24 protein-coding genes are annotated in these 23729 nt (G+C 50.8%); 9 read left to right on the top strand and 15 right to left on the bottom strand.

Annotated elements, in window-relative coordinates; all coding sequences use genetic code 11:
- Positions 1 to 244 precede the first annotated feature (244 nt).
- The 3 genes from ACJA3I_RS04610 to ACJA3I_RS04600 form a co-directional block, all read right to left on the bottom strand.
- Positions 245 to 367, bottom strand: coding sequence for a hypothetical protein (locus ACJA3I_RS04610; protein WP_458863598.1), 123 nt, complete (start codon positions 365 to 367; stop codon positions 245 to 247).
- A 131-nt stretch (positions 368 to 498) separates the two neighbouring features.
- Positions 499 to 1308, bottom strand: a complete 810-nt coding sequence (locus ACJA3I_RS04605) for a response regulator (protein WP_458863597.1) — start codon at positions 1306 to 1308, stop codon at positions 499 to 501.
- Positions 1309 to 1430: 122 nt separating this feature from the next.
- Positions 1431 to 1850 carry a hypothetical protein gene (locus ACJA3I_RS04600; RefSeq protein WP_458863596.1) on the bottom strand — a complete coding sequence of 140 codons (420 nt, stop codon included), beginning with the start codon at positions 1848 to 1850 and terminating at the stop codon, positions 1431 to 1433.
- A 391-nt stretch (positions 1851 to 2241) separates the two neighbouring features.
- Between ACJA3I_RS04600 and ychF the strand changes: the two genes are divergently transcribed.
- From ychF to ACJA3I_RS04585, 3 genes are read left to right on the top strand one after another with little or no spacing between them, the layout of a single operon-like run.
- Positions 2242 to 3336, top strand: coding sequence for a redox-regulated ATPase YchF (gene ychF, locus ACJA3I_RS04595; RefSeq protein WP_458863595.1), 1095 nt, complete (start codon positions 2242 to 2244; stop codon positions 3334 to 3336).
- Positions 3308 to 4054 (top strand): heparan-alpha-glucosaminide N-acetyltransferase, encoded by a 747-nt coding sequence (locus tag ACJA3I_RS04590; protein WP_458863594.1) that lies wholly within the window; start codon positions 3308 to 3310, stop codon positions 4052 to 4054. The genes ychF and ACJA3I_RS04590 overlap by 29 nt, the downstream gene beginning before the upstream one ends.
- A gap of 19 nt (positions 4055 to 4073) precedes the next feature.
- A complete protein-coding gene (locus ACJA3I_RS04585) occupies positions 4074 to 4283 on the top strand; it encodes a hypothetical protein (RefSeq protein ID WP_458863593.1) in 210 nt (69 codons plus the stop codon).
- 132 nt (positions 4284 to 4415) lie between these two features.
- Here the strand turns inward: ACJA3I_RS04585 and ACJA3I_RS04580 are convergent, their stop codons facing one another.
- Both ACJA3I_RS04580 and spoIID read right to left on the bottom strand, forming a co-directional pair.
- Positions 4416 to 5183, bottom strand: a complete 768-nt coding sequence (locus ACJA3I_RS04580) for a peptidoglycan DD-metalloendopeptidase family protein (RefSeq protein WP_458863592.1) — start codon at positions 5181 to 5183, stop codon at positions 4416 to 4418.
- A gap of 65 nt (positions 5184 to 5248) precedes the next feature.
- Complete coding sequence (gene spoIID, locus ACJA3I_RS04575; protein WP_458863591.1) at positions 5249 to 6277, bottom strand: stage II sporulation protein D; 1029 nt, start codon at positions 6275 to 6277, stop codon at positions 5249 to 5251.
- A 143-nt stretch (positions 6278 to 6420) separates the two neighbouring features.
- On the opposite strand from spoIID, the gene ACJA3I_RS04570 reads away from it, so the two are divergent.
- Together ACJA3I_RS04570 and ACJA3I_RS04565 are read left to right on the top strand one after the other, a co-directional pair.
- Positions 6421 to 7224 carry a hypothetical protein gene (locus tag ACJA3I_RS04570; RefSeq protein ID WP_458863590.1) on the top strand — a complete coding sequence of 268 codons (804 nt, stop codon included), beginning with the start codon at positions 6421 to 6423 and terminating at the stop codon, positions 7222 to 7224.
- Positions 7225 to 7396: 172 nt separating this feature from the next.
- Entirely contained in the window at positions 7397 to 7663 is a 267-nt protein-coding gene (locus tag ACJA3I_RS04565; RefSeq protein WP_458863589.1) for a hypothetical protein, read from the top strand.
- Here the strand turns inward: ACJA3I_RS04565 and ACJA3I_RS04560 are convergent.
- The gene (locus ACJA3I_RS04560) at positions 7658 to 8566 is read right to left on the bottom strand and encodes a LysR family transcriptional regulator (protein WP_458863588.1); all 909 of its coding nucleotides are present in this window, start codon (positions 8564 to 8566) and stop codon (positions 7658 to 7660) included. The genes ACJA3I_RS04565 and ACJA3I_RS04560 overlap by 6 nt on opposite strands.
- Positions 8567 to 8693: 127 nt before the next feature.
- On the opposite strand from ACJA3I_RS04560, the gene ACJA3I_RS04555 reads away from it, so the two are divergent.
- Positions 8694 to 9884, top strand: a complete 1191-nt coding sequence (locus ACJA3I_RS04555) for a coenzyme F420-0:L-glutamate ligase (RefSeq protein ID WP_458863587.1) — start codon at positions 8694 to 8696, stop codon at positions 9882 to 9884.
- Between the two features lie 147 nt (positions 9885 to 10031).
- Here ACJA3I_RS04555 and ACJA3I_RS04550 read toward each other — a convergent pair whose 3' ends face one another.
- From ACJA3I_RS04550 to mtnA, 9 genes are all read right to left on the bottom strand, one after another.
- On the bottom strand, positions 10032 to 11567 hold the full coding sequence (locus ACJA3I_RS04550; RefSeq protein ID WP_458863586.1) for an ABC transporter substrate-binding protein: 1536 nt from the start codon (positions 11565 to 11567) through the stop codon (positions 10032 to 10034).
- Between the two features lie 378 nt (positions 11568 to 11945).
- Positions 11946 to 12902 carry an ABC transporter ATP-binding protein gene (locus ACJA3I_RS04545; protein WP_458863541.1) on the bottom strand — a complete coding sequence of 319 codons (957 nt, stop codon included), beginning with the start codon at positions 12900 to 12902 and terminating at the stop codon, positions 11946 to 11948.
- Entirely contained in the window at positions 12899 to 13906 is a 1008-nt protein-coding gene (locus tag ACJA3I_RS04540) for an ABC transporter ATP-binding protein (protein WP_458863540.1), read from the bottom strand. Before ACJA3I_RS04540 ends, ACJA3I_RS04545 begins: the two co-directional genes overlap by 4 nt.
- Positions 13907 to 13924: 18 nt before the next feature.
- A complete protein-coding gene (locus tag ACJA3I_RS04535; protein ID WP_458863585.1) occupies positions 13925 to 14815 on the bottom strand; it encodes an ABC transporter permease in 891 nt (296 codons plus the stop codon).
- Positions 14816 to 14829: 14 nt separating this feature from the next.
- Complete coding sequence (gene nikB / locus ACJA3I_RS04530; protein WP_458863584.1) at positions 14830 to 15750, bottom strand: nickel ABC transporter permease; 921 nt, start codon at positions 15748 to 15750, stop codon at positions 14830 to 14832.
- Positions 15751 to 15903: 153 nt separating this feature from the next.
- Positions 15904 to 17457: an ABC transporter substrate-binding protein gene (locus ACJA3I_RS04525; RefSeq protein ID WP_458863583.1), complete on the bottom strand. Its 1554-nt coding sequence runs from the start codon at positions 17455 to 17457 to the stop codon at positions 15904 to 15906.
- 575 nt (positions 17458 to 18032) lie between these two features.
- Complete coding sequence (locus ACJA3I_RS04520; protein WP_458863582.1) at positions 18033 to 18617, bottom strand: hypothetical protein; 585 nt, start codon at positions 18615 to 18617, stop codon at positions 18033 to 18035.
- A gap of 61 nt (positions 18618 to 18678) precedes the next feature.
- Complete coding sequence (locus ACJA3I_RS04515; protein WP_458863581.1) at positions 18679 to 19362, bottom strand: RsiV family protein; 684 nt, start codon at positions 19360 to 19362, stop codon at positions 18679 to 18681.
- Positions 19363 to 19421: 59 nt separating this feature from the next.
- Positions 19422 to 20498, bottom strand: a complete 1077-nt coding sequence (mtnA, locus tag ACJA3I_RS04510; RefSeq protein ID WP_458863580.1) for an S-methyl-5-thioribose-1-phosphate isomerase — start codon at positions 20496 to 20498, stop codon at positions 19422 to 19424.
- Positions 20499 to 21068: 570 nt separating this feature from the next.
- On the opposite strand from mtnA, the gene ACJA3I_RS04505 reads away from it, so the two are divergent.
- The 3 genes from ACJA3I_RS04505 (at position 21069) to ACJA3I_RS04495 (ending at position 23640) form a co-directional block, all read left to right on the top strand.
- Complete coding sequence (locus tag ACJA3I_RS04505; RefSeq protein WP_458863579.1) at positions 21069 to 21617, top strand: DUF4364 family protein; 549 nt, start codon at positions 21069 to 21071, stop codon at positions 21615 to 21617.
- Between the two features lie 18 nt (positions 21618 to 21635).
- Positions 21636 to 22718: a DUF3048 domain-containing protein gene (locus ACJA3I_RS04500; protein WP_458863578.1), complete on the top strand. Its 1083-nt coding sequence runs from the start codon at positions 21636 to 21638 to the stop codon at positions 22716 to 22718.
- 175 nt (positions 22719 to 22893) lie between these two features.
- Positions 22894 to 23640 (top strand): TSUP family transporter, encoded by a 747-nt coding sequence (locus ACJA3I_RS04495; protein WP_458863577.1) that lies wholly within the window; start codon positions 22894 to 22896, stop codon positions 23638 to 23640.
- The last annotated feature ends 89 nt before the right edge of the window (positions 23641 to 23729 follow it).

Raw genomic sequence — 23729 nt, 5'->3', positions numbered from 1 at the left:
AACCACATTTTGCTGTTCATTCTAAGCTGATCACAGGTTCCCAGACAACCCAAGTCAATGATCTTTGAGTGAAAAAGCAGGTTGCGTCACCTTCCATTTCAGCAGGTAAGAATCGTTTTTTGATCGCTTTGGGCTGCGGACTCCCGATGTCTTCGTATATGCTTTACTGCCGGCGAAATAGTCTGACATTATCACCGATCAGAACGCATGTAAAAAGAGTGCACTAATGCAAGTGAGCACAGCATTATTTCAGAGTGGAAAGCAAATCCGAAAATACCGCCGCTGTATCCTTCGTGAATACCTGTTGCAGTTTGTCCGTCAAATCATGCAGACTCTCCGGGCAGGCATCCACTGCTAAAATATTCATAAACTCACCTCCAAACCGCGTCAAATTTGATGAGATTTCCTCTTTTAATTTCTATTATACAAACCATTGTCGTTTCGTTGTCATCAAAAAGCCCTCGATTATGTGAAAATCGAGGGCCTTTAAAAAATTTTTTAATATCGGCGGAATTTTTCCACAAGCTCAGATTCCATATACCGTGCCCACGGATAGGTCGCCATATATTCGCCCAGAAAGGCGTTCATCGCCGTCGTGTCTCCGGCAAGGGCGGCATAATAGTCGCAGTCGAAGTTTTCCGGGCGCACCGCCATGGAATCCCGGGTGACGCTCAGAATTTCTGAAGCGCCGGCATCTTCCAGCGCCCGCAGCAGCTCGCGCCGGTAAAGAGAGATTTGCTGCTGCCTTGTGCGGTCATACATTCCATCCTCCCATAACGCTTCCGCGATGCTCTCGGTTGAACAGAACACGCCCCGTCGATCCACAAGGAAGGCAAGCAGCTCCAGCGCTCTGCTCCGCCCCACCCGCAGCGGCTCGCCGCGCACAAACACGCCGAAGCTTCCGAAGCACTGCACCCGCACCGACTTTGCCGCCATGGTGCGCGGGGGCGGATTGCGAAGGTTTTGCAGTTCAGCCAGAATTTTTTCCTTTGTGGCGGGCTTCATCACATAACCGCTGGGCCGCAAAGCCATGGCATTCAGCGCATATCGAGAAAAGCCTGTGACAAAAACAATGTTAACGCCGGGGCACAGCATTTTCAACGCCGCCGCCAGTTCCAGCCCTGACAGGCCGGGCATGGAAATATCCAGAAACGCCACATCCGGGTGAAAGCCGTTCTCCCGCACTTCGTTCACCGCCTCACGCGCACGGGAAAAACTGCGGATCTCTGCGTCGGGCAGCGCTTCCTGAATGGCGCGGTTCAAAATATTTAAAGCAGGATGTTCGTCGTCAACTGTTAAAATCCTCATGGATATACCTCCTTCGGGATGGGAAGCACGGCGGTGATGCCGCGATCAAGAACACCGATAATGGCCAGGCTGCCGCTGCACACGGTGTTTTTACAACATGGCCCCGCGCACATGATGAAACCTCAAATTTTCACAGTCAGGCTGATATAACTGACGGCAGCCAGAAGCAAATCCCTCAAATTGATTTTGGGGGCAGGCGGCGGGTTTTTCCGCCAGCCGCAATCACTGAATGGCATAAACCCTTTTAAAACCTTTTCTGTATTATAGGGCATTCCGAAGCCTGATGGCAAGAGAAGTCTTTTTTCATGAGGAATATAATCCATAGTTTTTATAAATAGGCAAATCCCAAGGCTTTGAAGCATGCGCGTGCCTGTTTTTGAATATGTTCCGGCAAAGTCTGTGCCGGTTTCCAAAGGCGTCGGGCTGAATTGCTCTTTATTCTGCCCCTGCAAAATTTGAATTTCGCAATGGCCGGAACTTCTTGTATCACAGCTCTGTGAAATTATGATCCGCTTTTTCTCCCTCCTCCACTCTTTTGCCAAGGCATTATCCGCACATTTCTTCATCGATCAGCCAAGGCAGAATCCGGTGTTCTGCCCTGACCGATTTTCCCGCAGTTAACCAAATTTACCGCAGCCGCATTCTTCAAACCGAAGAAATTTGAGCAGTATTTCCCCCATAAACAGGCGATTTGAATGCATATCAATATTGAGAAACAAAAAATCTCATGGTATAATAACCGCATAGCGGTTATTATACCATGAGATTTTACGGTCCGCCTGCGATGATGGTCACTTTATATCATTCATGGCATCCTCACCGCAAGAGAGGGCCCTATCCCCAAGACAGATTTGATCGATTTTCCGAATAAGAGCCGCCTTTCCGTGCGGGGTGGCTTTGTTTTTATGCACGGAGAAACGGTGGTAAAAAACAATGAAATTAGGAATCGTGGGCCTGCCCAATGTGGGCAAGAGCACCCTTTTTAACGCGCTGACCAATTTGAAGGCCCAATCGGCCAACTATCCTTTCTGCACCATTGACCCCAATGTGGGCATCGTCAATGTGCCCGACAAGCGGCTGGATGCGCTGGCGCAGCTGTATCATCCCAAAAAGGTGACCCCCGCCATTTTGGAATTCGTCGATATCGCGGGGCTGGTCAAGGGCGCTTCCAAAGGGGAAGGCCTGGGCAATAAATTCCTTTCCCACATCCGCCAGGTGGATGTGATCGTTCATGTGGTGCGCTGCTTTGAAGATGACAACATCATCCATGTGGATGGCAGCGTCGATCCTGTTCGCGATATCGGCACCATCAATTTAGAGCTGATCCTTTCCGATCTGGAAGTGGTGGATCGCCGCATCGATAAAGCGCAGAAAATGCTCAAAGGCGATAAAAAGTTTGCTTTCGAAGTGGAAGTTCTCACCCGCCTGCGCGCGCATCTTGAAGAGGGCAACACCGCCCGTTCCTTCGAATGCACCGAAGAAGAGCGCGAGATCCTTGAAACCATTGATATGCTTTCTTATAAACCCGTGATCTATGCCGCCAACATGTCGGAAGAAGACCTGCAGGGCGATTATCACCAGAACCCCATGTTTGCCGCGGTGAAACAGCTGGCCGATGGCGAAGGTTCGCTGGTGCTCCCTGTCTGCGCAAGCCTGGAGGCTGAAATTTCCGAAATGAGCGCCGAAGATAAAGTGATGTTCTTGGAAGACCTCGGCTTTGAAGAGTCGGGCCTCGATCGCCTGATCGTCAGCTGTTATGATCTGCTGGGGCTCATCTCTTATCTCACCGCCGGTGAAGATGAAGTGCGCGCCTGGACGATCACCAAAGGCACCAAAGCGCCTCAGGCCGCCGGCAAGATCCACACCGATTTTGAACGCGGCTTCATCCGCGCCGAGATCGTGCCCTTTGAAAAGCTCATCGAGCTGGGTTCCATGAGCGCCGCCAAAGAAAAGGGCCTTGTTCGTTCGGAAGGGAAAGACTATGTGATGCAGGATGGCGATGTCGTTCTGTTCCGCTTCAATGTCTAACCCCATGGGCGCTTCGGATTCTTCCGCCCGTCCGCGCTATTATGCGCTGGATATCCTGCGCGGGCTTTCGATCCTGCTGATGGTCCTTTACCATTTTGCCTATGATCTCGAGCTTTACGGGCTGATCCCCCACTGGCTGCTTTATAACCCTTTGCTGAATTTTTTGGAAGCGTTTTTCGCCTCTGTTTTTATCGCGATCTCCGGCGCTTCCTCAACCTTTTCCCATAATAACCGCCGCCGCGGCCTGCGCATTTTATGCTGCGCCATGGCGGTGACGCTGGCCACCTGGTTTTTCGACCCCGCTTTCTATGTCAAATTCGGCATTCTTCATTTTCTCGGCATTGCCGCCCTGCTTTATGATGCGCTGCGCCCGCTGCTTGAAAAGGCAAAGATCTCACCGGTTTTCTGGCTGATCGGCTTTGCGGCCGCCAAATATCTCACCGCCCCCCGTTATGAAGTTTCGGGGCTCTGGTGGCTTGGCTTCCGCGGGGCTTCCTTTGCTTCTTCCGATTATTTCCCGCTGCTGCCGTGGTTTTTCATCTATCTTTTCGGCACATGGCTGGGGCGTTTTGTGGCGGAAGGCAAAATGCCGCCGTGGTTCTATTCCCTGCGCTCGCGGTTTTTTGAAACCATCGGCGCTCATACTCTGCTGGTCTATCTGCTGCATCAGCCTGTTGCCATGGGGCTGACTTTGCTGCTGGTTCGTTTGATCGGCTGATTTTCAAGGAGGTTTCCGCATGAAAATTCCTCTGCGTGTTTCCGGTTTGATCATGATCGCCGCCGGGCTGTTGTTCCTCATCAGCGCCTGCGTGGCCAAGGCGGCTTATCTGTGGTTTGCGGCCGTCATCTGCATCGTCTGCGGTCTTTTGTGGATGCTGCCGCGGCACATGGTGAAAAGCGCCATGAACCGCCGCCCCGCTTTTCGCGGCGGCAAATATTCAAAATGATTCGCCGCGCGTTTTTCAAGCGGCAGAAAAGGCAGGCACTTTCGTGCCTGCCTTTTCTATGCCTGCGCATCCTGCCCGGCGGTTTTTGCCGCCGGATTCAAATACAATTTGCAAATTGCAGTTTATGAAAGGTTATTTGCCGATCAATTCTTGCGGATCGATGGTTTTTCCGTTTTTTGTCACTTCCAGATGGATGTGGCAGGGCTGTTTGCTTTCACAGATCATGGTGTTGCCCGCGCCGGCCACCACTTGCCCCATCTTCACGGTATCGCCTTTTTTCACGGTGGCGTTTTTCATCAGGCCGCGCAGTGTGCTGATCACACCGTTGCCGTGATCGATGGTCATGCAATAACCGGCCAGCTCGTCATAAAAAATCTCTTTCACCGTGCCATCGCCTATGGCCATGATTTTTTCGCCTTCATCGCAGGCATAATCCGCGCCGATGTGAACACGCCAATCGCCCATTGTGGGGTCTTGCACCAGCTCCACACCGGAATAGGGGCGCTGGATCTCACCCTTGCAGGGGGCGATGAAAGTTTCGGCCACCACTTTTTTTGCCGCAGGCACCGTCGCGGGCGCGCTGACTGCTTTCGGCTGTTCAGCGGCCTTCGTTTCCTTTTTGGTTTCCTGCTGTTTGGGCGGCATTTCAACAGTGACATGGTTTTCAACGGGCGTTTCCTGCTCGGGCGTTGTTTGCGGGGTGGTTTCTTTCTGGCTGCCCGGCAGATCAAGATCGTTCATTTGCAAAGGGGTGTCGGTGGTGTTTTCGGGCTCCGTAAAAAATAGCAGATATCCCGAAACGCCGATGGCCGCCGCGCAAAGGAACAAGATCATATAAAACCCTTTGCCCGCGGCGAACTCTGCGGCTTTTTGCCAAAATCCTTGTTTGCTGTCTTTCATGTTCTGCACCTCCACGGGTAGTATTGCCGCCCTTTTCCCGTTCTATACCGGCGCAGAAAGTGTTTTCAATTTTTCAAGGTCACTTCGGTTCCGTGATAATACCATTTCAAAATTTCTTCAAAAGTTTTGCCCTCTTCCGCCAGTTCGCGGGCGCCATATTGGCTCATGCCCACGCCGTGACCGTATCCCGTAGTGGTGAAGGTCAAAGAATCCGCAGTGGTCTTCAGGCGAAAATTCGTGGAATAAAGCCCCAGCATGGTTCTCAGCTCGATGCCCGAAACAGAAACGCCGCCCACATAAGTATGGATGATGCCGCCTGTCTGGCTGCGGGTGGAATTTTTGAACCATCCCGCAGGGTCGCCTTCCAACAGGGCCTCAGGGTGTTTCGCCTTGAATTTTTGGGCGAAATCCGCCGCGGATATGGTGATTTCACCGCGGTATTTGGGGCATTCTTCTTCCCCCGGGCTTTCAACGCTTACCAGATAAGGCTGGTTGCTGCCCCATACATCCAGCGCCGCTTCGGTATGCCCGCTGGAAGCGGCATGGAACACCGCCGCAATGGCCTGGCCGTCATAGGTAACGATCATCCCGTTGGTGCTTTCCACCGCGTCGCGGATGAGGGCTTCATATTTGGCGCTGTTTTCCCCCCAAAGTTTTTTGCCGCTTTCCGGCAGAGGAGTATAGGCTTTGCAGTGGCCGGGGTCATCGCAAAGCTGGGCGCCTTTGTGGCTTTCGGGGATGGCCGCGCCCTGTTCATAGGCGTTGAGTTTATAAAGCGTATAGGTTCGCGCCGCCACCGCCTGGGCTTTCAGCGCTTCCATGGGGAAACTGGCAGGCATTTCCGCCGCCACCACCCCGGCCAGATATTCTTTCATGGTCAGTGTTACGGTTTCGCCGCCGCGTAATAAAGTGATGGTGGTTTTTTCGTCATAGGTTTTCCCGCTCACCTGCTGCGCCTGGCCGATGCTGCCGGGCAAAGTCTGGCTTGGGGCGCCGCTCTGCGGGTTCTCGCCCCCGGTGATGCCCATGGTGACCAGCGGAATGCCATAGGCCACCACCAGCAATAACAGCGCTGTCATAAAAATTCTTTTCATATTTCACACTCCTTGATGATCGCTTCTCTTCATTTTATGTGCGGCGTTCCAAACTTATCCCTGTGCAAATAAAAGGGAATGTGTTATGATTAGAAAGCAATCCCGCTTCGTGCGATTTTTGCTGCAAAGGAGTCTTCGTCTTTATGAAAAAACATTGGTATATCCTCCCGCCTGCGGTGGCCGGCGTTCTTACAGCGGCCGTGCGCATTCGGGCGGTCAAACAAGGGGTCGATCCGAATACAGGCATCCTCACCGGCAGCCATACCCTGATGAACCTTTCATTCGGGCTGATCGCCGGCTTTTGCCTTTTATGGTTTTTGATCAGTTTTGCCCGCAGGCGCGTCAAAGCCTGCTGCTTTGCGCCGCTGGATACCACCGCCTATAAAATGCTGCTGGTCTTATCAGCGTTTTCACTGATGCTCAGCGGTGCTTTTTTCTTTTTTGAATTTTCTCAAAGCACAGCTTCTTTGTTAACGCTTGTGCAGGCGCTGTTTTCCATCTTGTGCGGCGTATGCGTGCTGATGAGCTTTCGCTGCCGCACAAGCCCGCAGGTCTATTCTTTTTGCAGCCTGGTGCCTGTTTTCCACAGCGCTTTTTCCCTTTTGCTGTTTTACCGCGGCAACAACGCCAACCCGCTCACCTATAGTTTTGCCGCCGAGCTTTTTGCTTATTTATGCTGTATGTTTTCTTTTTATTCTGTTGCCGCGTTTTTGTTTTCGAAACCGCGCCCGCGGCTGTTCCTGTTTTCTTCGCTCAGCGCGCTCTATTTTCTGATCACCATTTTGCTCAGCGATAACCTCTTGCCCGGTTTTACCTATGGCCACCTTCACTTCACCGTCGCCGATATTTTGCTGCTGGTGGGCTATCTGCTGCTGATCCTTGCGCATCTGATCTCGTTTGAGCGCCCCGCCGCGCCCGCCGCCGTTTCAGAAAATACCGCCGAATGACCCAGTGCCCGCCGCCGGGCTTTCTGATGAATATTACAAAACATAAGATAAAAAGAGGAAAGAACAAAGTTCTTTCCTCTTTTATTATCCTTATATTACCACAAATCCGACTTTTTTTCAAGTCTTGTCTTTCCCTCAGCAAAAGCGTAAAACAAAAATCGGGGGTGAAACAATGGATTCTTTCTTTCAGAACTATCTATCGCTTTTTCCGGACGACGCAAAGCTTTTAGCTGCTTGCAATGATAAAACGCGGGCATATGGCCTGTTGCTTTCTCCTGCCGATCTAAAGGAACTTGGCGCAGCCCGTGAAACCGCCCGGCATCTGAAGCTGCCCTCCCCCGATGCTGTGCGCTATTTAGAACGCTATGCAGAAGAATCGTTGGCGCCGCGTGTTCACACCGCCTGCCTGCATGGCGATCTTTCGTGCCTCTTTTTATAAAAGATCCTGTTCCTGCGGGCAAAGGTTTTCAAGCAGTTTCAAAAACGCTTCTGCCGCCGCGCCATGGCTGACCCCGCGCAGCGAGCAAACGCCGATATGGCGGGCGGGCAAAGGTTCCGCCTGTGTCAGTTCAAACAGTTCGTTTCGTTTCAAATATCCCTGTGAAAATTCGCGTATCACGCAGGAAATGCCCAGATTGCTTTTGGCAAAATCCAACAGCAGATCGTGGGAACCCAGTTCGATTTCGGGGGCCAGCGCCACACCCTTTTTCAAAAAGGAATCTTCCACCACGCGGCGGGAATTCGATTTCGATTCCAGCAAAACCAGCGGCAGCGCGGCGATTTCCCCCGGAGATAGCGCCCGCCCTTTTAAAAACGAAAACGCATCGCCGGCCACAAAAATATCGTGGATGGTGAGGATCTCTCTGCTTTCGATGGTTTCATCCTGCATGGGCAGGTTCACAAACGCCAAATCGATTTTTCCCGCTTTCAGCAGTTCCGCGGTGTCACGGCTGACGCGGTTAAAGATTTTCAGCCTGATCTTCGGATATTTTTGATGAAACCGTTCTAAAGCCGGCAGCAAAAAATAGCGCGAGATCGTATCGCCCACGCCGATGCGCAGCTCGCCGGCTTCCAGCTTTCTCAAGCGTTCCAGCTGCTTGCAGCCGTTTTCCAGCAAAGAAAGGGCGTTATCGGCATATTCATAAAGCATATGCCCTTCGGCCGTCAGCTGCACCCCTTTGCTGCCCCTTAAAAACAGCGTTGTACCCAAAGCATTCTCTAAATTTTTGATCGATTGGCTCACGGCGCTTTGGGTCATAAACAGTTCCGCCGCTGCCTTGGAAAAACTGGTTGTCTGCGCCACACTGACAAAAACACGGTAATGTTCTAATTTGATATCCATATCGATTCACCTTATAGCAAATATTAAAATTATTAATTTTACTAATATCATATTTTCCGATATAATACAAGTGTTGTTTTCCGGTGACCGGAAAATCACTACTACGAAATTAAGGGAGACTACCGCTGTGGAAAGATTAGTTGGCACTGTTTCAAGAGGAATCCGCGCCCCCATCATCCGCCAGGGCGATGATATCAGCAAGATCGTTGTGGAAAGCGTATTGAATGCGGCAAAATCCGATTCTTTTGAACTGCGTGATCACGATGTCGTGGCCGTTACCGAAGCCGTTGTGGCCCGCGCACAGGGCAATTATGCCACCGTCGATCAAATCGCCGCCGATATCCGCGCAAAATATGGCGAAGGCACTTTGGGCGTGATTTTCCCCATTCTCAGCCGCAACCGTTTTGCCATGTGCCTGAAGGGCATTGCCATGGGCGCCAAAAAAATGGTGCTGATGCTCAGCTATCCCGCCGATGAAGTGGGCAACCACCTTGTCGATTTGGATCTGCTGGATGAAAAAGGCGTCAACCCCTGGACAGATGTTCTCACAGAAGATCGCTATCGGGAATTGTTCGGCGTAAACAAGCATCCTTTCACCGGCGTAGATTATATCGCCTATTATAAAGAATTGATCCAAAACTGCGGCTGCGAAGTTGAGGTCATTTTGGCCAACGATTGCCGCACAATTTTGAATTATACCAAAAATGTTTTGTGCTGCGATATTCATTCCCGCGCCCGCACAAAGCGCCTGCTCAAGGCCGCCGGCGGCGAAGTCATCCACAGCCTGGATGAAATTCTCACAAGCCCCGTCAATGGCAGCGGATATAATGAAAACTATGGCCTGCTGGGTTCCAATAAATCCACCGAAACCACCGTCAAGCTGTTCCCCCGCGATTGCCGCCCCGTGGTGGATGCCATTCAGGCCGGTCTCAAAGAAAAAACAGGCAAGCATGTTGAAGTGATGATCTATGGCGACGGCGCCTTCAAAGACCCCGTGGGCAAGATCTGGGAACTGGCCGATCCTGTGGTTTCCCCCGCTTATACCGAGGGTCTGGAAGGCCAGCCGAACGAAGTAAAGCTGAAATATCTGGCCGATAATGATTTTGCCGATTTAAAAGGCGAAGAATTGAAGGCCGCGATCTCTGATTATATCCGCAATAAGGATAGCGACCTGGTGGGCAAAATGGTTTCTCAGGGCACGACCCCCCGCCGCCTCACCGATTTGATCGGTTCGCTGTGCGACCTGACTTCCGGCAGCGGCGATAAGGGCACCCCCATCGTGTTGGTGCAGGGTTATTTCGATAACTACACCAAATAAGCCTCTTTCTCATCTTTTTGAAAACCGTTTAAGCGCTTTATCACGCAGGGCCTCCATCGGGTGGGTCTGTAAAGCGACAGAAAGCCGCGCAAGAAAATTTCTTGCGCGGCTCTTTTTCATGCTCAACGGCGGAAGTTTTCGTCGTGATTATTCTTTGCTGATGTTTTCAAAGCGGATCTCGCCGCCGGCATTGATCTTGACGCCCTTCACATTTTTTTGAAAGGCTCTCAAATAAACATCCTGCCACAGCGGCACCTGGGGGCATAAGCTGTTCAGATTTGTAATGCAGTCTTCCAATAATTTTTTACGCTTGCCTTCATCCACCGTTTTGGCGGCTTCGTTGATCAGCGCGTCTACGCCATCGTTTTTCAAGCGTGATTTGTTGGAAGCGTTGATGGAAGAACTGTGGAAAACACCCTGAAGATAAGCCACCATATCACTGGCGCTGTATCCCCCAATGGCGCCCGTAAAATTGCCTTCCGCCGTGGTGGAAAGATAGGTGGCAAGATCCATGCTTTCGATTTGCGCCGCAATGCCCAGTTGGGCCAGATCGGCCTGGATCACTTCTGCGGCGCGCTTTTTCTGATCGCTGGAGCAAATGATCGAAAGTTTTACCGATTCGGGTTTGACCCCCGATTCTTTCATCCACTTTTTCGCCTGCTCCACATCATAGCGCTGCGCTTTTTCGTTGGTGGAACCGAACATCCCCTGCGGCGCTTGAGAAACCAGCGGGCTGCCCAGGTGGTTCAGCGCAACAGTCACCACATTTTCTTTATTGATGGCTGCGTTAATGGCTTTTCTGACAAGTTCATTGTTCAGACCGTTCTTTTCGTTATTGAGCATCAGCCAGGATACACTGGTGGCGTCATGTTCCAGCAAAGTAAGCTTATCGTTCTTCTTGATTCGATCCGCGTCCATCGCTTCCACTTCGATGACCATATCCACTTCGTTGGCTTCCAGAGCGATGGTTCGCGACGATCCCTCAGGGATCGTCTTCCACACTATTTTTTTAATGGCGGGCGCGCCCATGAAATACTCTTCAAAGGCTTCAAAAACAATATTGTCGCCCCTTGTCCAGCTTTTAAAAACATAAGGGCCGGCGCCAATGGGGTTTTTGCCGAAATCGTTGCCGCTGTCGATCAGTTTCTTTGGCACGATGGCGTTGCCATGGTGGCAAAGGTCATATAATAAAGTGGCCGAGGGCGCAGGTGTTGTGATTTTCACGGTATCGGTGGAAACAGCTTCCGCTTTGGCCACCGACCCGGTATAAAAGCTCACCTCGGGGCTTTTTTTGGCCAGTGCCAGCGAAGCCACCACATCCTCTGCGGTGAGGGGCGTTCCATCGTGGAATTTCACATTTTTCTTTAAGTGCATGATCCATTCCGTATCACTGGCTGATTCGTAAGAATCCACCAGCCACGGCTCAGGAACCAAATTTTCATCTGTTCTGAATAGCGTTGCGAAAACCAGCGAGTTCACATAAGATCCCGCCACCGCGTTGTGATCGTAAGGCCCCACAGAAGGGGTTTCGCTCATGGTGGCAACGGTCAGCGAGGTTTTATCTTCCTCTTTTCCCGGCTGCGGTTTGCTGTCGCCGCTCGTTTTGCTGCATCCTGCCATGCTGCTGAGCAAAAGCACAGCCGCCAACATCCCGGCAAGAATTCTTGTTCTGCCATATTTCATTCGGTTCACCTCATTTTAATAATACTGTCTTCTGATTTGCTATCTGAAGTTTTTCCTTTTTTGAAGACAGTTATACCAAATGAGCGCCAAAAACGGTAAATTCTTTTATTATTCGGGCATTATATCAATCGATTTCGTAGTTTTTCATTTCTTTTCAGTGCTGATTTTTTGCTGATTTTTTGCTGATTTTTTCTTTTTTACCTGTTCCTTTTGCTTTCATCATCCGGCTGAATTTTTCAAAACTTTTCAATCTTCATTTTTAACCACTTGATCCCATGACCGCCGATCCATCGAAAAAGCCACGCGATAACCGCGTGGCTTTAAACCATGAAACAGGAAAAAAGAGCCCGGAAAGATCCGGGCTCTTTTGAACAGCACTTAGTCGCAGAGGAAGCAGGAGACGAAATGCCCAGTGGAGATTTCTTTCAACTGGGGTTCTTCGCTGCGGCAGCGATCTGTCGCATAGTTGCAGCGGTTTGCAAAACGGCAGACAGGCTTCGGCTCGATGGGGGAGGTGATCTCGCCCTTCAGCAGGATTCTGTCGATCTTTTTGCGGATGTTCGGCACAGGGATCGCAGACAGCAGAGCCTTGGTGTAAGGATGTGTCGGGTTGGCGAACAATTCTTCCGCAGGAGCTTTTTCAATCAGCTTGCCCAGATACATAACCGCGATGTCATCCGAGAAGTGGTTGACAACCGAAAGGTCATGGGTGATGAACATATAGGTCAGGCCCAGGTTATCCTGCAGATCCTGCATCAGGTTGAGGATCTGTGCCTGAATCGATACATCCAGCGCAGAGACCGGTTCATCGCAAACGATGAACTTCGGGTTCAGCGCCAGCGCGCGCGCGATGCCGATTCTCTGGCGGCGGCCGCCGTCCAGTTCGTGAGGATAGGTGTTATACAGTCTTTCCGCAAGGCCTACCGTCGCCATCAGTTCCAGAACGCGTTCTTCTCTCTTCGCTCTGTCATCGATGATGTGGTTCAGCTTCAGAGGCTCTGCAATGGTCTGGCTGATCGTTTTACGGGGGTTCAGCGAAGAGAACGGATCCTGGAAGATGATCTGCATGTCTTTACGCATTTTGCGCATGCCGCTCTTATCCAGTTTACGAACATCTTTGCCTTCAAACAGCACTTCGCCGCCTGTGGGCTCTGTCAATCTCAGGATCGCACGGCCTGTGGTCGATTTGCCGCAGCCCGATTCACCTACGACGCCCAGCGTCTTACCTTTATTCAAGGTAAATGTCACATCATCTACAGCATGAAGCATGCCGCGCGGGGTGCTGAAGTATTTCTTGAGGCCTTTGACCTCTAACAATGCTTTATCTTCGCTCATTTTCTGTTCAACATCCCTTCCTTGATATTTGTCTCGTTATACAGGTGGCATTCCACATAATGCTCTTCGTTGCGGTATACACGACCGGGCTTCTGTGTTTTGCAGATTTCCATCGCGTAATCGCAGCGCGGGCAGAACGCGCAGCCGGCAGGCAGGTTGCTCGGGTCGGGCATCAGGCCTTTGATCGGCTTCAGTTTCGAATCTCTGTTCTCCAGATCCGGCAGAGAGTTGAACAGACCTTCTGTATAAGGATGTCTTGTGTTTTCGAAAATATCTTCCAGGCTGCCGTGTTCCACGATGCGGCCCGCATAGATGATCGACACTGTGTCGCAGATTTCTGCCACAATGCCCAGGTCATGGGTGACCATCAGCATGGAAGTGTTATATTTCTCTTTCAGGCCCTTCATCATTTCCAGAACCTGTGCCTGGATCGTTACATCCAGCGCCGTGGTGGGTTCGTCGGCGATCAGCAATCCCGGGGAGCACGCCAGCGCAATCGCGATCACCACGCGCTGCTTCATGCCGCCGGAGAACTGGTGCGGATATTCGTTGCCGCGGGCGCCCGGGATGCCTACCAGTTCCAGCATCTCTTTTGCCTTTTCTACGGCTTTGGCATGGTTGACATCTTCATGAAGCTCGATCACTTCCGCGATCTGATCTTCTACTGTCATAACAGGGTCGAGGGAGGTCATAGGATCCTGGAAGATCATCGAAACCTGATTGCCTCTCACCTTTTCCATTTCATGCTCGGTCTTCGAGAAAATATCTTCGCCGCCCAGCTTGATGCTGCCGCGCACGATCTTTCCCGGAGGGTTCGGAATCAATCTTAAAATGGACAAACCGGTCGTGGTTTTGCCCGCGCCTGTCTCGCCCACCAGGCCCAGGGTCTTCCCCTGTTCGATCTCCAGATCCAATCCGTTTACAGCTTGAACGACACCGTCGTCCGTTCTGAATTCTACGACCAGATCTTTGATCTCTACTGCGAGATTTTTCTTTTCACTCATCTGTCATTTCCTCCAGTCTTACTTCAGTCTCGGGTCAAGCGCGTCTCTCAGGCCGTCGCCCAACAGGTTCAGGCTCAAGATCGTGATCATGATCGAGAAGCCGGGGAACATTGTGATGTAGCTGTAATCGCGGATATAGGTTCTGCCGCCGGAAAGCATTGCGCCCCATTCAGGACGGGGTGCCTGGATGCCCAAGCCCAGGAAGGACAGGCCGGCTGTTGTCAGGATGACCGATGCCACATTCAATGTTGTCTGAACCATGATCGGGCCAAAGCAGTTGGGGAGGATATGGCTCATGATGATCGTGCCGTTCTTCGCGCCGATGGCACGGGCGGCTTCGATATATTCCACATCCTTGACCGTCAGCACAGCGCCGCGGGTGATTCGGGCAAAGCCCGGGATGTAGGAAATGGTCAACGCGATAACCAAGTTGACTGTGGAAGGCCCGAGGGCTGCCACGATGGTGATGGCCAGCAGTGTGCCGGGGATCGCCAGGAAGATATCCATGATACGCATGATGATGGTATCTGTTTTGCCGCCGAAGAAGCCGGCGACTGCGCCCAGAAAACCACCCGAGATCAGCGAGAACACAACCGAGATGAAAGAGATCAGCAGGGATGCGCGGCTGCCGTGGAAGATTCTGGCCATGATATCTCTGCCCATTTCATCGGTGCCGAAAGGATGGGCTGCCGAGGGGCTCTGCAAACGCTGGGTGATATCCTGCTTGATAACAACGGTATCATAATCATATAATACGCCGGCGAAGATCATCATTAAGATCAGCAAAACAACGATCACAAGGCCCAGCATAGCGGTCTTGTTGCGCTTCAGTCTGCGCCACACATCCGCCATTTGGCCTTTTTTCTTGGCGTTCTTATGTTCAGGAGTCTTTGTTGCTTGTGTGCTCATTCTTTTTCTCCCCCTTACGAATTCTTGATACGAGGATCGACGAAGCCATAGGTCAGGTCAACGATCAGGTTGACGATCGAGAAGCTCATCGACAGAAGGATGATACAGCCCAGAACCATCGGGATGTCGCGGCCCTGGATAGAGTCGACCATCAAACGGCCGATGCCGGGCCATGCGAACACGGTTTCTGTTAACACAGAGCCGCCCAGCATGCCGCCGATCTGAAGACCGATAACGGTGATGGTGGGGATCAAAGCGTTCTTCAAAGCATGCTTACGGATCACCTTACCGTTGGAAACACCCTTCGCGCGAACGGTGCGGATGTAATCCTGACGGATGGTTTCCAGCATGGAGGAACGGGTCGTTCTCGCGATGGAAGCCATGTGCATGAAGCCCAGCGCTACAGCAGGGAGCACGATGCTCTTCCAGCCGTTGCTGCCCGAAGAGGGGAACCAGCCAAGCTTCAGCGAGAAGAATAGGATCAGCAACAAACCTAACCAGAAGATAGGCATGGATACGCCGACCAAGGCGATGATCATTGAAATGCCGTCAAACAAGGTATTCTGTTTTACGGCCGCCAATACGCCCAAGGGGATAGCACAGCCGATGGAGATCACCATCGAGACCAGAGCCAGTTTTAATGTGTTGGGGAAACGGGCAAAAACTTCAGATGCAACCTGATTTTTTGTTTTATAGGATGTGCCCATATCGCCCTTGCACAGGTTGAACATATAGCGTGCATACTGCACCAGCACAGGGTCATCCAAGCCCATTTTGTCGCGCAGATCCGCGATCTGCTCAGGGGTGGCCTGTTCGCCCAAGATAACCTTTGCAGGATCGCCAGGGGCCAGGCTCATGATCATGTAAACGATCAGGGTAACGCCGATCAATACCGGGATCAGATAAATGATTCTTTTAAGAATGAATTTCCACATATGATCCTCCTATTTTCCATTGCCTGCCTCATTATGACGCTGCGGCAAAATTTTGCCCCTTTTTTCTTATAAAACCCTTTCCGTAAAGTTTTATATAGGGGTAGACTATCCCCAGCCTAAAAAGGCTGAGGATAGTTAGTCGCTAATTGGATCTTAGTTAGCCCACGACACTTTATTGAAATACAATGTGCCGCTGTCGTTAACTTCGACGCCTTTCAGGTCTTTGTTAAACGCTCTCAGAGAGATGGGCTGATACAGAGGGATCTGGGGGCACAGGTCGTTGACGGCTGCAACTGCATCTGCCAGAACCTTATTTCTTTCATCGGTATCAACAGTCTTGGAAGCTTTGTCGATCAGCGCATCAACTTCGGGGCTGTTCATACGGGTTTTGTTAGAAGCGTTGATAGATTTGGAATGGCAAACGCCAATCATGTAACCCAGCATTGTGGAAGAAGAGAATCCGCCGATAGCTGCTGTGTAGTTGCCTTCAGCTGTGGTGGAAAGGTATGTTGCAAGGTCCATGGATTCGATTTCGCAATTGATGCCCAGGTTTTCTTTCAGGTTCGCCTGAACAACTTCGCCTGCTCTCTTCTTGGTGTCGTCAGAGCAGATGATGGAGAACTTGATGCTTGCGGGATCAACTTTGGAATCGGCCAGATATTTCTTGGCTTTTTCTACATCATACTTATCAGTGTTCTTGTCGCTGGCGCCGGGGAGGTTGTTAGGAGCCTGAGAATATGCGGGAACTGCTGCGCCGTTGTAAGCAACCTGAACAACAGATTCCTTATCAACTGCTGCGTTGATGGCTTTACGAACCAGAACATTATCCAGGCCCGGTTTTTCGTTGTTCAGCATCATCCATGTTTCGTTAGTCGCATGGTATTCGATAACGCTCAGTTTGTCGTTGCCCTTCAGGCGTTCGGAGTCCATGGCTTCCACTTCAACGATGAAGTCGATTTCGCCGGCTTCCAGAGCGATTGTTCTGGAGGAACCTTCAGGGATGATTCTCCATGTCATGTTCTTGATAGGAGCTTCGCCTTCAAAATAATCTTTGAAAGCTTCAAACACGATCTTATCGCCGGAGACCCATTCTTTAAAGACATACGGGCCTGTGCCGATGGGGTTCTTGTTGAAATCGTTGCCGCTGTCAAGCAGAGACTTCGGAACGATGGAGTTGCCATGCTGAGTTAAGTCGCTGAGCAGTCTGGCGTCGGGGCCGTCTGTTGTGATCTTAACTTTATAATCGTCAACTTTTTCGATCTTCGCGATGCTTTCGTTATACAGGCTGACTTCGGGGAATGTTTTTGCCCACTGAATGGAAGCAACCACATCGTCGGCCTTCATTTCTTCGCCGTTATGGAACTTAACACCTTTTCTCAGTGTGAATTCCCATTCGCTGTCGGAAATGTTTTTGTAATCTTCAACCAGATCGGGTTCGGGGTTCAGGTCTTTGCCTGTCTTGAACAGGGTGTTGTAGGTCAGCAGGTTCATGTAAGAACCGGCAACCGCGTTATGACCTGTGGGGGAAAGCGAAGGGGTTTCGTTTGCTGTGGCGATCACGATGGAATCTTTCGTTGTTGTTTTGCTTCCATCATCTTTGGTGTCGGTGGTGTCTTTGCTGGTGTTCTTGGAGCAGCCGGCGAACATGCCAAGCACCATCACAAGTACCAACATGAAACTCAATACACGGATTTTGCGATTTCTCATAAGTTTCACCTCATAAAAATTTTTACGGTGTTTTTCACCGCTCATCCTCACGACCATCCATGGTTTTCGCCATGTCTTCGGTTCGTGATTTGTATTCTATCGGTTTTAACAGTATTATGCAACACCATTTTTTGGTGCGCCTCCGTTTTTCCTGTGAATTTTGCTTTTTATCCCTAATTTTTATGCGTTTCAAATGGTAATAGTGCACAATTTTAGAATTTCATTATTTTCCATTTTTCGATGGTTTTTGTGCAAATTATACATCTTAGCGCTTTTATATTTGCGCGCTTTAAATAAAATTATGAATGAACCATGAACAGCCAGTTTTTAATAATTTTTTACGCAGAAATGGCCTTCAATTATGACATATTTATTAAATAATTACCCGTTTTGTTATGATTCGGTTAAGAATTTATTCTTTCTTTCTGTGCTGTTCATTTTCAGTTAAAAGAAACTTCGTTTGTTTTTCACAGTTTAGAATTATTTGGGTGTTCTATTTTAATGTAATAAATTGCGGCCCGCTTTTTTTTTAAAAGCGGGCCGCAATTCATGGCACAAAGTATTCTTTAGTTTTCTTAATAATCGATTCCGGCCTCTTCGATATCGTATTTCTCGCCGTAAAACTCAAAGAGTTCCATCAATTCTTTCTTTTTGCGCATTTTGCGGCGGGCAGGGGCCGTGGCAAGGAACAAAAGCCAAAACACCAGATACAGCGCGCAAACGGCCACCATCGTAAGGCGGAATTCATTCAGAAGCAGCAGCAAAGCGCCGAGGTTGGCGATATAATAAGGCACGGCGCCATAGATTTTCACGCGATCGATAAAAACGCTTTTGCTGTCCGTTTCGTTTTGAAGCTGATACCCTTCGGCTTTTTCTTCGGCGACACGGCCGAATTTGATCTGATCGTTTTCACGGTAAGCGGCCATATCGTTCTGGTGCGGCGTTTTCAGTCGATCGATCATCGCCAGGCTTCCCTTGGGCAGGCTGTTTTTCAAGGTGTTTTCCGCCACCGGCGCGGCTTGCCAGTTCAGCCCCTGCGGCAGCAAGGAAAACGGGCGGAACGCGCTATAGGTCAAAAGACATAAAATCAAAAAAAGCAAGATCACGAAAACCAGGCCGATCACACGGCCGGTCTTATATTTCTTTTTCTTCCCGTTCATAGTTTCCCCTCACAGATCTTTTTCTTTCAGTCTATCACGCTTTTTCCGCTTTGTCTATGAATCAAAGCTCCGGTTTCAGGCCGCTGCCGAATTGGGTGTAAGGAATCAGAAAAGAAGGAATGCCCAGTGCGGATCTCCCCAGAGCGCGCTGTTCATAAAAAATCACGATCCCGTCATCCGCCAGATAAAAGCGCTCTTCGGAAAACTTGGTTTTCAGCAATTTTTCGGCGTCGCGGTAGTAAAGGCTGCCTTCTTCGCGGCTCTGGCGCTCTACCTGCCGGCCGATCTCCTGCAAAATGACGGAGCGATAAGCAAAGCCGCGGCGGAAGAAGAACGCCAGCGGCAAGGTTCTTTTCTGCCAGATATCCCATGTTTGGGCAAACCGCCAAATTTTGTCTCTTCCCGTGCAGCCTGCCAGATAAGTATCAAAAAACAAAGAGCACATCCCCCCGCCGCAATACATGGGCGTGAACTCTTCCGTCAGCTGCGGCATGCGGAATCCTTCCGTTTTTCCCAGCCGCCGGCAGGCTTCTGCCGCTTGCGGATAGATCTGCTGTTTCACCCAGGCCAGCTTTTCACAGGCGCGTGTTTTATAATATTCCCGCATCCGGCGGGCGCTGCCCGGCATCATTGCTTCGGCAGGCTGTGGATACGCGATGCGATAGCCCAGCACGGGCGTTCTTCCATAATAAAGCGTTCCTTCCAGCGCGCCGCTTTTCCAGCCGTTTTCTTCTTGATAAGGCAAGCCGGTTCACCACCTTTCTCGCTATTCTATGAAAGAAAAGCAAAAAAGGTGCCGTTTTATTATCGTTCCATCAAATTTTTTAACGATTGTGTATAAGGCGGGTAAGCGATGCCCTTTTCCGTGATGATGGCGGTGATCAATTCGGCCGGTGTCACATCGAAAGCGGGGTTATAGACCGCCGTTTCTTCGGGAGCCATTCTCTTTTGATACCACAGTGTCGTGACCTCTTCGCCGGGGCGCTCTTCGATTTTGATCTTTCCGCCGTCGGCGCAGGCAAGATCCAGCGTGGTGGTGGGTCCGCATACATAAAAGGGGATATGAAAATACTTCGCCAGAATGGCCACGCCCATGGTTCCGATCTTGTTTGCGGTGTCGCCGTTAGCGGCCACACGGTCGCATCCCACCAAAACCGCCTGAATCCTGCCCCGGCTCATAACGCTTGCGGCCATGTTATCGCAGATCAGCGTGGTATTGACCCCCGCTCTGGTCAGTTCAAATGCCGTCAGCCGCGCGCCTTGAAGCAGCGGTCTTGTTTCATCGGCAAAAACATGGAAACCGTATCCTTCTTCCTGCCCCAGCAAAATAGGCCCCAACGCTGTGCCGAAAGCCGAAGTTGCCAGCGGCCCCGCGTTGCAGTGTGTCAGAATGCCATCGCCTTTTTTCAAAAGGCTCAACCCCAGGCGAGCGATCGCTTCGTTCTGGCGTTCATCTTCCGCCAAAATGCTGTCCGCTTCCTCATGCAGCAGGCAAAGGATCTCATGGCTGCTTTTTCCTTTGTTTTCAGTAAAACAGCGATCCATGCGTTCCAGCGCCCAGCATAAATTCACGGCGGTGGGGCGGGCGGCCGCCAGATATTCCTTTGTTTTCAAAAACCGCGCATACAGCGCCTGCGGCGCCATATTTTCTTCGTGGCAGACACCCAGATAAACACCATAGGCGGCGGCAACACCGATGGCCGGCGCGCCCCGTACCCGCAGCGCGCGGATGGCCTCAAACACCTCTTCCGGCGTTTTCAATGCTTTCTCTTCGATTTCGCCCGGCAGCAGGGTCTGGTCGATAATGATCAGCGCCTGCCTGCTTTCATCAAAGCGATTGGGCCGCAGCCGGCCCGTGTTTTCATATTTTTTCTCGCTCATTCCGTTTCCTCCGCTTTCTGATAAAAAGCGCTCTGCCGCTTTTCTTTTTTGCTTCTTCGCCTTTTCATGGTATAATAACCGCAAGCGGTTATTATACTGATTTCACGGCCCGCCTACGGCGTTGGCCAATTTCTATTGCTTTCGCAATAGAATAAACCGCAAGCGGTCATTATACTTTATTTCATGGCCCGCCTACGGCGTTGGCCAATTTCTATTGCTTTCGCAATAGAATAAACCGCAAGCGGTCATTATCCTTTATTTCATGGCCCACCTACGGCGTTGGCCACTTTCTATTGCTTTCGCAATAGAATAAACCGCAAGCGGTCATTATCCTTTATTTCATGGCCCGCCTACGGCGTTGGCCAATTTCTATTGCTTTCGCAATAGAATAAACCGCAAGCGGTTATTATACTGATTTCACGGCCCGCCCGACGCAGGAACGACCCAAAAATTCTATTTCTTCCTTTGTGTCTTCTTTTATGATACATTATATAATAGAGAAAAACAAAATGGAATTGTTCCCGCCCCACTGTTTTTCAAAAAAATCATTCCGTCAACGAGGTGAATGTTATGAACCCCGGCTATCTGCGTGAAAAACCCGAGATCAAATATTTTATTTTATATGCCATGAACGAACTGCCCTTCCCCATCAGCGAACCCGATCTTCTCGATCTTTGCCTGATCGATGAAGCGTTTGGTTATTTCGAATTTTCCGAAGCGTTTGCCGAGCTTTTAAAGACCGGCCATGTTCAGCAGGAGCGTTCGGAGCAGGGGGATGTCACCTATCATATTACCCCCAAAGGCCGCAGCGCCGCCGAGATTTTTGAAGGCGATCTGCGCAAAAGCGTGCGCGATAAGGCGCAGGCGGCGGTCATCCGTGTGGTGCGCAAAATTCGCCGCAACTCTTCCATCAAAACCGTCACCACCGAAAACGGCGACGGCACCTTTAATGTTCATCTTTGCATCACCGATCAGGATTCGCCTGTGATGGCGCTGGATGTCATGGTAATGAACAAGCGCCAAAGCACCCTTTTGGAAGAAAACTTCAAACAGAGCGCCGAAACGATCTATGAGCAGATCCTGCAAATTCTTCTTTCCGATACTTTCCGCCAAGATTGAAAGCTGTGAGGTATTCTTATGAAGCGTCTTCCTGTTGTGCTGATGATGCTGGCGCTGTCGCTTTTTCTGTTCGCCGGCTGCAATAAAACCGATTCGCCCGCTTCCACAGGGGCAGAAGAGAAGCCCAAAGAATCCACTGCGCCGCAGATCCCCGCTTCCTCCGCCGGCCCCATCAACCCGCTCACCGGGCTGGAAGACGGCATTTCTAAAGAAATGGCCGGCCGCATCCCCGTTGGCGTGATGATCAGCAACAGCTATAACGCCCTGCCGCAATGGGGCATCTCACAGGCCGATATCATTTATGAAATGATCGCCGAAGGGCGCATCACCCGCTTTTTGGCTCTGTTTCAAGACCCCTCTTCGCTGGAAGCTCTGGGTTCTGTGCGCAGTGCGCGCCCTTATTATATCGATATCGCCCAGGGCTATGAAGCCGCTTATCTCCATTTCGGCGGCAGTGTTCCCGCCTATGATACCATCGCTTCGCGAAAAGAGCTCATCGATATGGATGGCATCCGCGGCGGCTATGAAGGCAGCCTGTTCATCCGCGACCCCCAGCGCAAAAAAGAGCTTGGTTTGGAACACAGCGTAATCACCTCGGGCGAACGGATCAACAAAGCGCTGGAAGATTGCGGGCGCACGCTCAAACGCAAAAATCAGCAGCCCGCCTTTGCTTTTAACGAAACCCCCGCCACGGCGCAGGGCCAAAACGCCCAGAAGATCACGGTGACTTTTTCAGAAAAGCACAAACCATGGTTTTCTTATGATGCCTCCAGCGGAAAATATCTGCGTTTTCAATATGGAAAAGCCCAGATGGATGCCTATTATCAGCAGCAGATCGCCGTTGATAATGTTTTTGTGCTTCGCATGCCGCTGAAAGATGTGCCCGACAGCGCCCTGCATCTGGTAGAGATCACCACCACCGGCAGCGGCAGCGGTTATTATTTCTGCGGCGGGAAATATGTTCCCATCGCCTGGAAAAAATCCTCTTATCAATCCCCCATTTTCTTTTATGATGAAACGGGCAAAGAACTTGCCGTAAAACCCGGCAAAACTTTTGTTTCCGTGGTAACAGAAAACGCTTCTGTGGAAATCCAGCCGTGATTTCATTTCAGACCCTGCTATTTTATCCGAACCGCAAAACCCCTGTTTCAAAGAAATTTGAAGCAGGGGCTTTTTATTGAAAAACACATTTTGGCATTTTCTTTTGCGTTTTGTCATGTTATAATGAGTAAGCCTCTAAATCATTCGAGGCGGATAAAAGAAACGAGGGGATTTTATGCCGTTTTCCGTTGGCATCACTCTGCTGTTCGTGGCGCTGGCTTCCGTCGGCGGCGGGCTGATCCAGGGCACCACAGGTTTTGGCTATGGCATTTTCGTAATGATCTTCTTCCCCGCGCTGCTGCCGCTGCTGGGCGCGGTGGGCTGTTCTTCCATGATCTCGCTTGGCGGGCTGCTGATTTTGACCCTGCGCTATCGCAAAAGCATCCGCTGGAAATATATCCCCGCGCCGCTTGCCATTTATTATGTCGTGAGCGCCTTTTGCATCCACCTTTCCACCAAGCTGAATACCGAAGCCTTGAAAGGCTGGCTGGGGCTTTTGCTTTTGGTTCTGGCGCTTTATTTCGCGTTTTTTTCGGGCAAGATCAAAATCAAGATCAATGCCCTTTCCACCCTAATCGCCGCCACGCTTTCCGGTTTTTTAAGCGGCTTTTTCGCCATCGGCGGCCCTCCCATGGTCATCTATTATCTTTCGGCCACCAAAACCAAAGAAGAATATCTGGGCACCTGCCAATGCTTTTTCCTGCTCACAGGGCTTTATACCACCGTCATCCGCATTCTTAACGGCATCATCACCGCAGATCTTTTGAAATTCGTGGCCGTGGGTTATGTGGGCATGGGCGTCGGGCTCCTTGTGGCTTCGGCCATCATCAAGCGCATCGATACCGAAACCATGAAAAAGGCCATCTATGCCGTGATCGGCTGTTCGGGCCTGTGGCTTTTCATCAGCAATTTCCCGTTTTGATCGTTCGGCTTTCTCAATATTGAGAAAGTTCCCCCTATGCGCCGCCCTGCCCGAAAGCTCGTTTTCGGCCGGGGCGGTTTTCGATTTTG

The sequence above is a fragment of the Acidaminobacterium chupaoyuni genome (assembly GCF_047936785.1).
GTDB classification, from domain to species: domain Bacteria; phylum Bacillota; class Clostridia; order Oscillospirales; family Butyricicoccaceae; genus Acidaminobacterium; species Acidaminobacterium chupaoyuni.
This window is presented reverse-complemented; position numbering and strand designations above follow the sequence as displayed.

What these genes read in the sequence shown, in the direction of transcription:
- ACJA3I_RS04610 (WP_458863598.1), bottom strand. Translation starts at nt 367, where the DNA reads ATGAATATTTTAGCAGTGGATGCCTGCCCGGAGAGTCTGCATGATTTG.
- ACJA3I_RS04605 (WP_458863597.1), bottom strand. Translation starts at nt 1,308, where the DNA reads ATGAGGATTTTAACAGTTGACGACGAACATCCTGCTTTAAATATTTTG.
- ychF (WP_458863595.1), top strand. Translation starts at nt 2,242, where the DNA reads ATGAAATTAGGAATCGTGGGCCTGCCCAATGTGGGCAAGAGCACCCTT.
- ACJA3I_RS04590 (WP_458863594.1), top strand. Translation starts at nt 3,308, where the DNA reads ATGTCGTTCTGTTCCGCTTCAATGTCTAACCCCATGGGCGCTTCGGAT.
- ACJA3I_RS04585 (WP_458863593.1), top strand. Translation starts at nt 4,074, where the DNA reads ATGAAAATTCCTCTGCGTGTTTCCGGTTTGATCATGATCGCCGCCGGG.
- ACJA3I_RS04580 (WP_458863592.1), bottom strand. Translation starts at nt 5,183, where the DNA reads ATGAAAGACAGCAAACAAGGATTTTGGCAAAAAGCCGCAGAGTTCGCC.
- spoIID (WP_458863591.1), bottom strand. Translation starts at nt 6,277, where the DNA reads ATGAAAAGAATTTTTATGACAGCGCTGTTATTGCTGGTGGTGGCCTAT.
- ACJA3I_RS04570 (WP_458863590.1), top strand. Translation starts at nt 6,421, where the DNA reads ATGAAAAAACATTGGTATATCCTCCCGCCTGCGGTGGCCGGCGTTCTT.
- ACJA3I_RS04565 (WP_458863589.1), top strand. Translation starts at nt 7,397, where the DNA reads ATGGATTCTTTCTTTCAGAACTATCTATCGCTTTTTCCGGACGACGCA.
- ACJA3I_RS04560 (WP_458863588.1), bottom strand. Translation starts at nt 8,566, where the DNA reads ATGGATATCAAATTAGAACATTACCGTGTTTTTGTCAGTGTGGCGCAG.
- ACJA3I_RS04550 (WP_458863586.1), bottom strand. Translation starts at nt 11,567, where the DNA reads ATGAAATATGGCAGAACAAGAATTCTTGCCGGGATGTTGGCGGCTGTG.
- ACJA3I_RS04545 (WP_458863541.1), bottom strand. Translation starts at nt 12,902, where the DNA reads ATGAGCGAAGATAAAGCATTGTTAGAGGTCAAAGGCCTCAAGAAATAC.
- ACJA3I_RS04540 (WP_458863540.1), bottom strand. Translation starts at nt 13,906, where the DNA reads ATGAGTGAAAAGAAAAATCTCGCAGTAGAGATCAAAGATCTGGTCGTA.
- ACJA3I_RS04535 (WP_458863585.1), bottom strand. Translation starts at nt 14,815, where the DNA reads ATGAGCACACAAGCAACAAAGACTCCTGAACATAAGAACGCCAAGAAA.
- nikB (WP_458863584.1), bottom strand. Translation starts at nt 15,750, where the DNA reads ATGTGGAAATTCATTCTTAAAAGAATCATTTATCTGATCCCGGTATTG.
- ACJA3I_RS04525 (WP_458863583.1), bottom strand. Translation starts at nt 17,457, where the DNA reads ATGAGAAATCGCAAAATCCGTGTATTGAGTTTCATGTTGGTACTTGTG.
- ACJA3I_RS04520 (WP_458863582.1), bottom strand. Translation starts at nt 18,617, where the DNA reads ATGAACGGGAAGAAAAAGAAATATAAGACCGGCCGTGTGATCGGCCTG.
- mtnA (WP_458863580.1), bottom strand. Translation starts at nt 20,498, where the DNA reads ATGAGCGAGAAAAAATATGAAAACACGGGCCGGCTGCGGCCCAATCGC.
- ACJA3I_RS04505 (WP_458863579.1), top strand. Translation starts at nt 21,069, where the DNA reads ATGAACCCCGGCTATCTGCGTGAAAAACCCGAGATCAAATATTTTATT.
- ACJA3I_RS04500 (WP_458863578.1), top strand. Translation starts at nt 21,636, where the DNA reads ATGAAGCGTCTTCCTGTTGTGCTGATGATGCTGGCGCTGTCGCTTTTT.
- ACJA3I_RS04495 (WP_458863577.1), top strand. Translation starts at nt 22,894, where the DNA reads ATGCCGTTTTCCGTTGGCATCACTCTGCTGTTCGTGGCGCTGGCTTCC.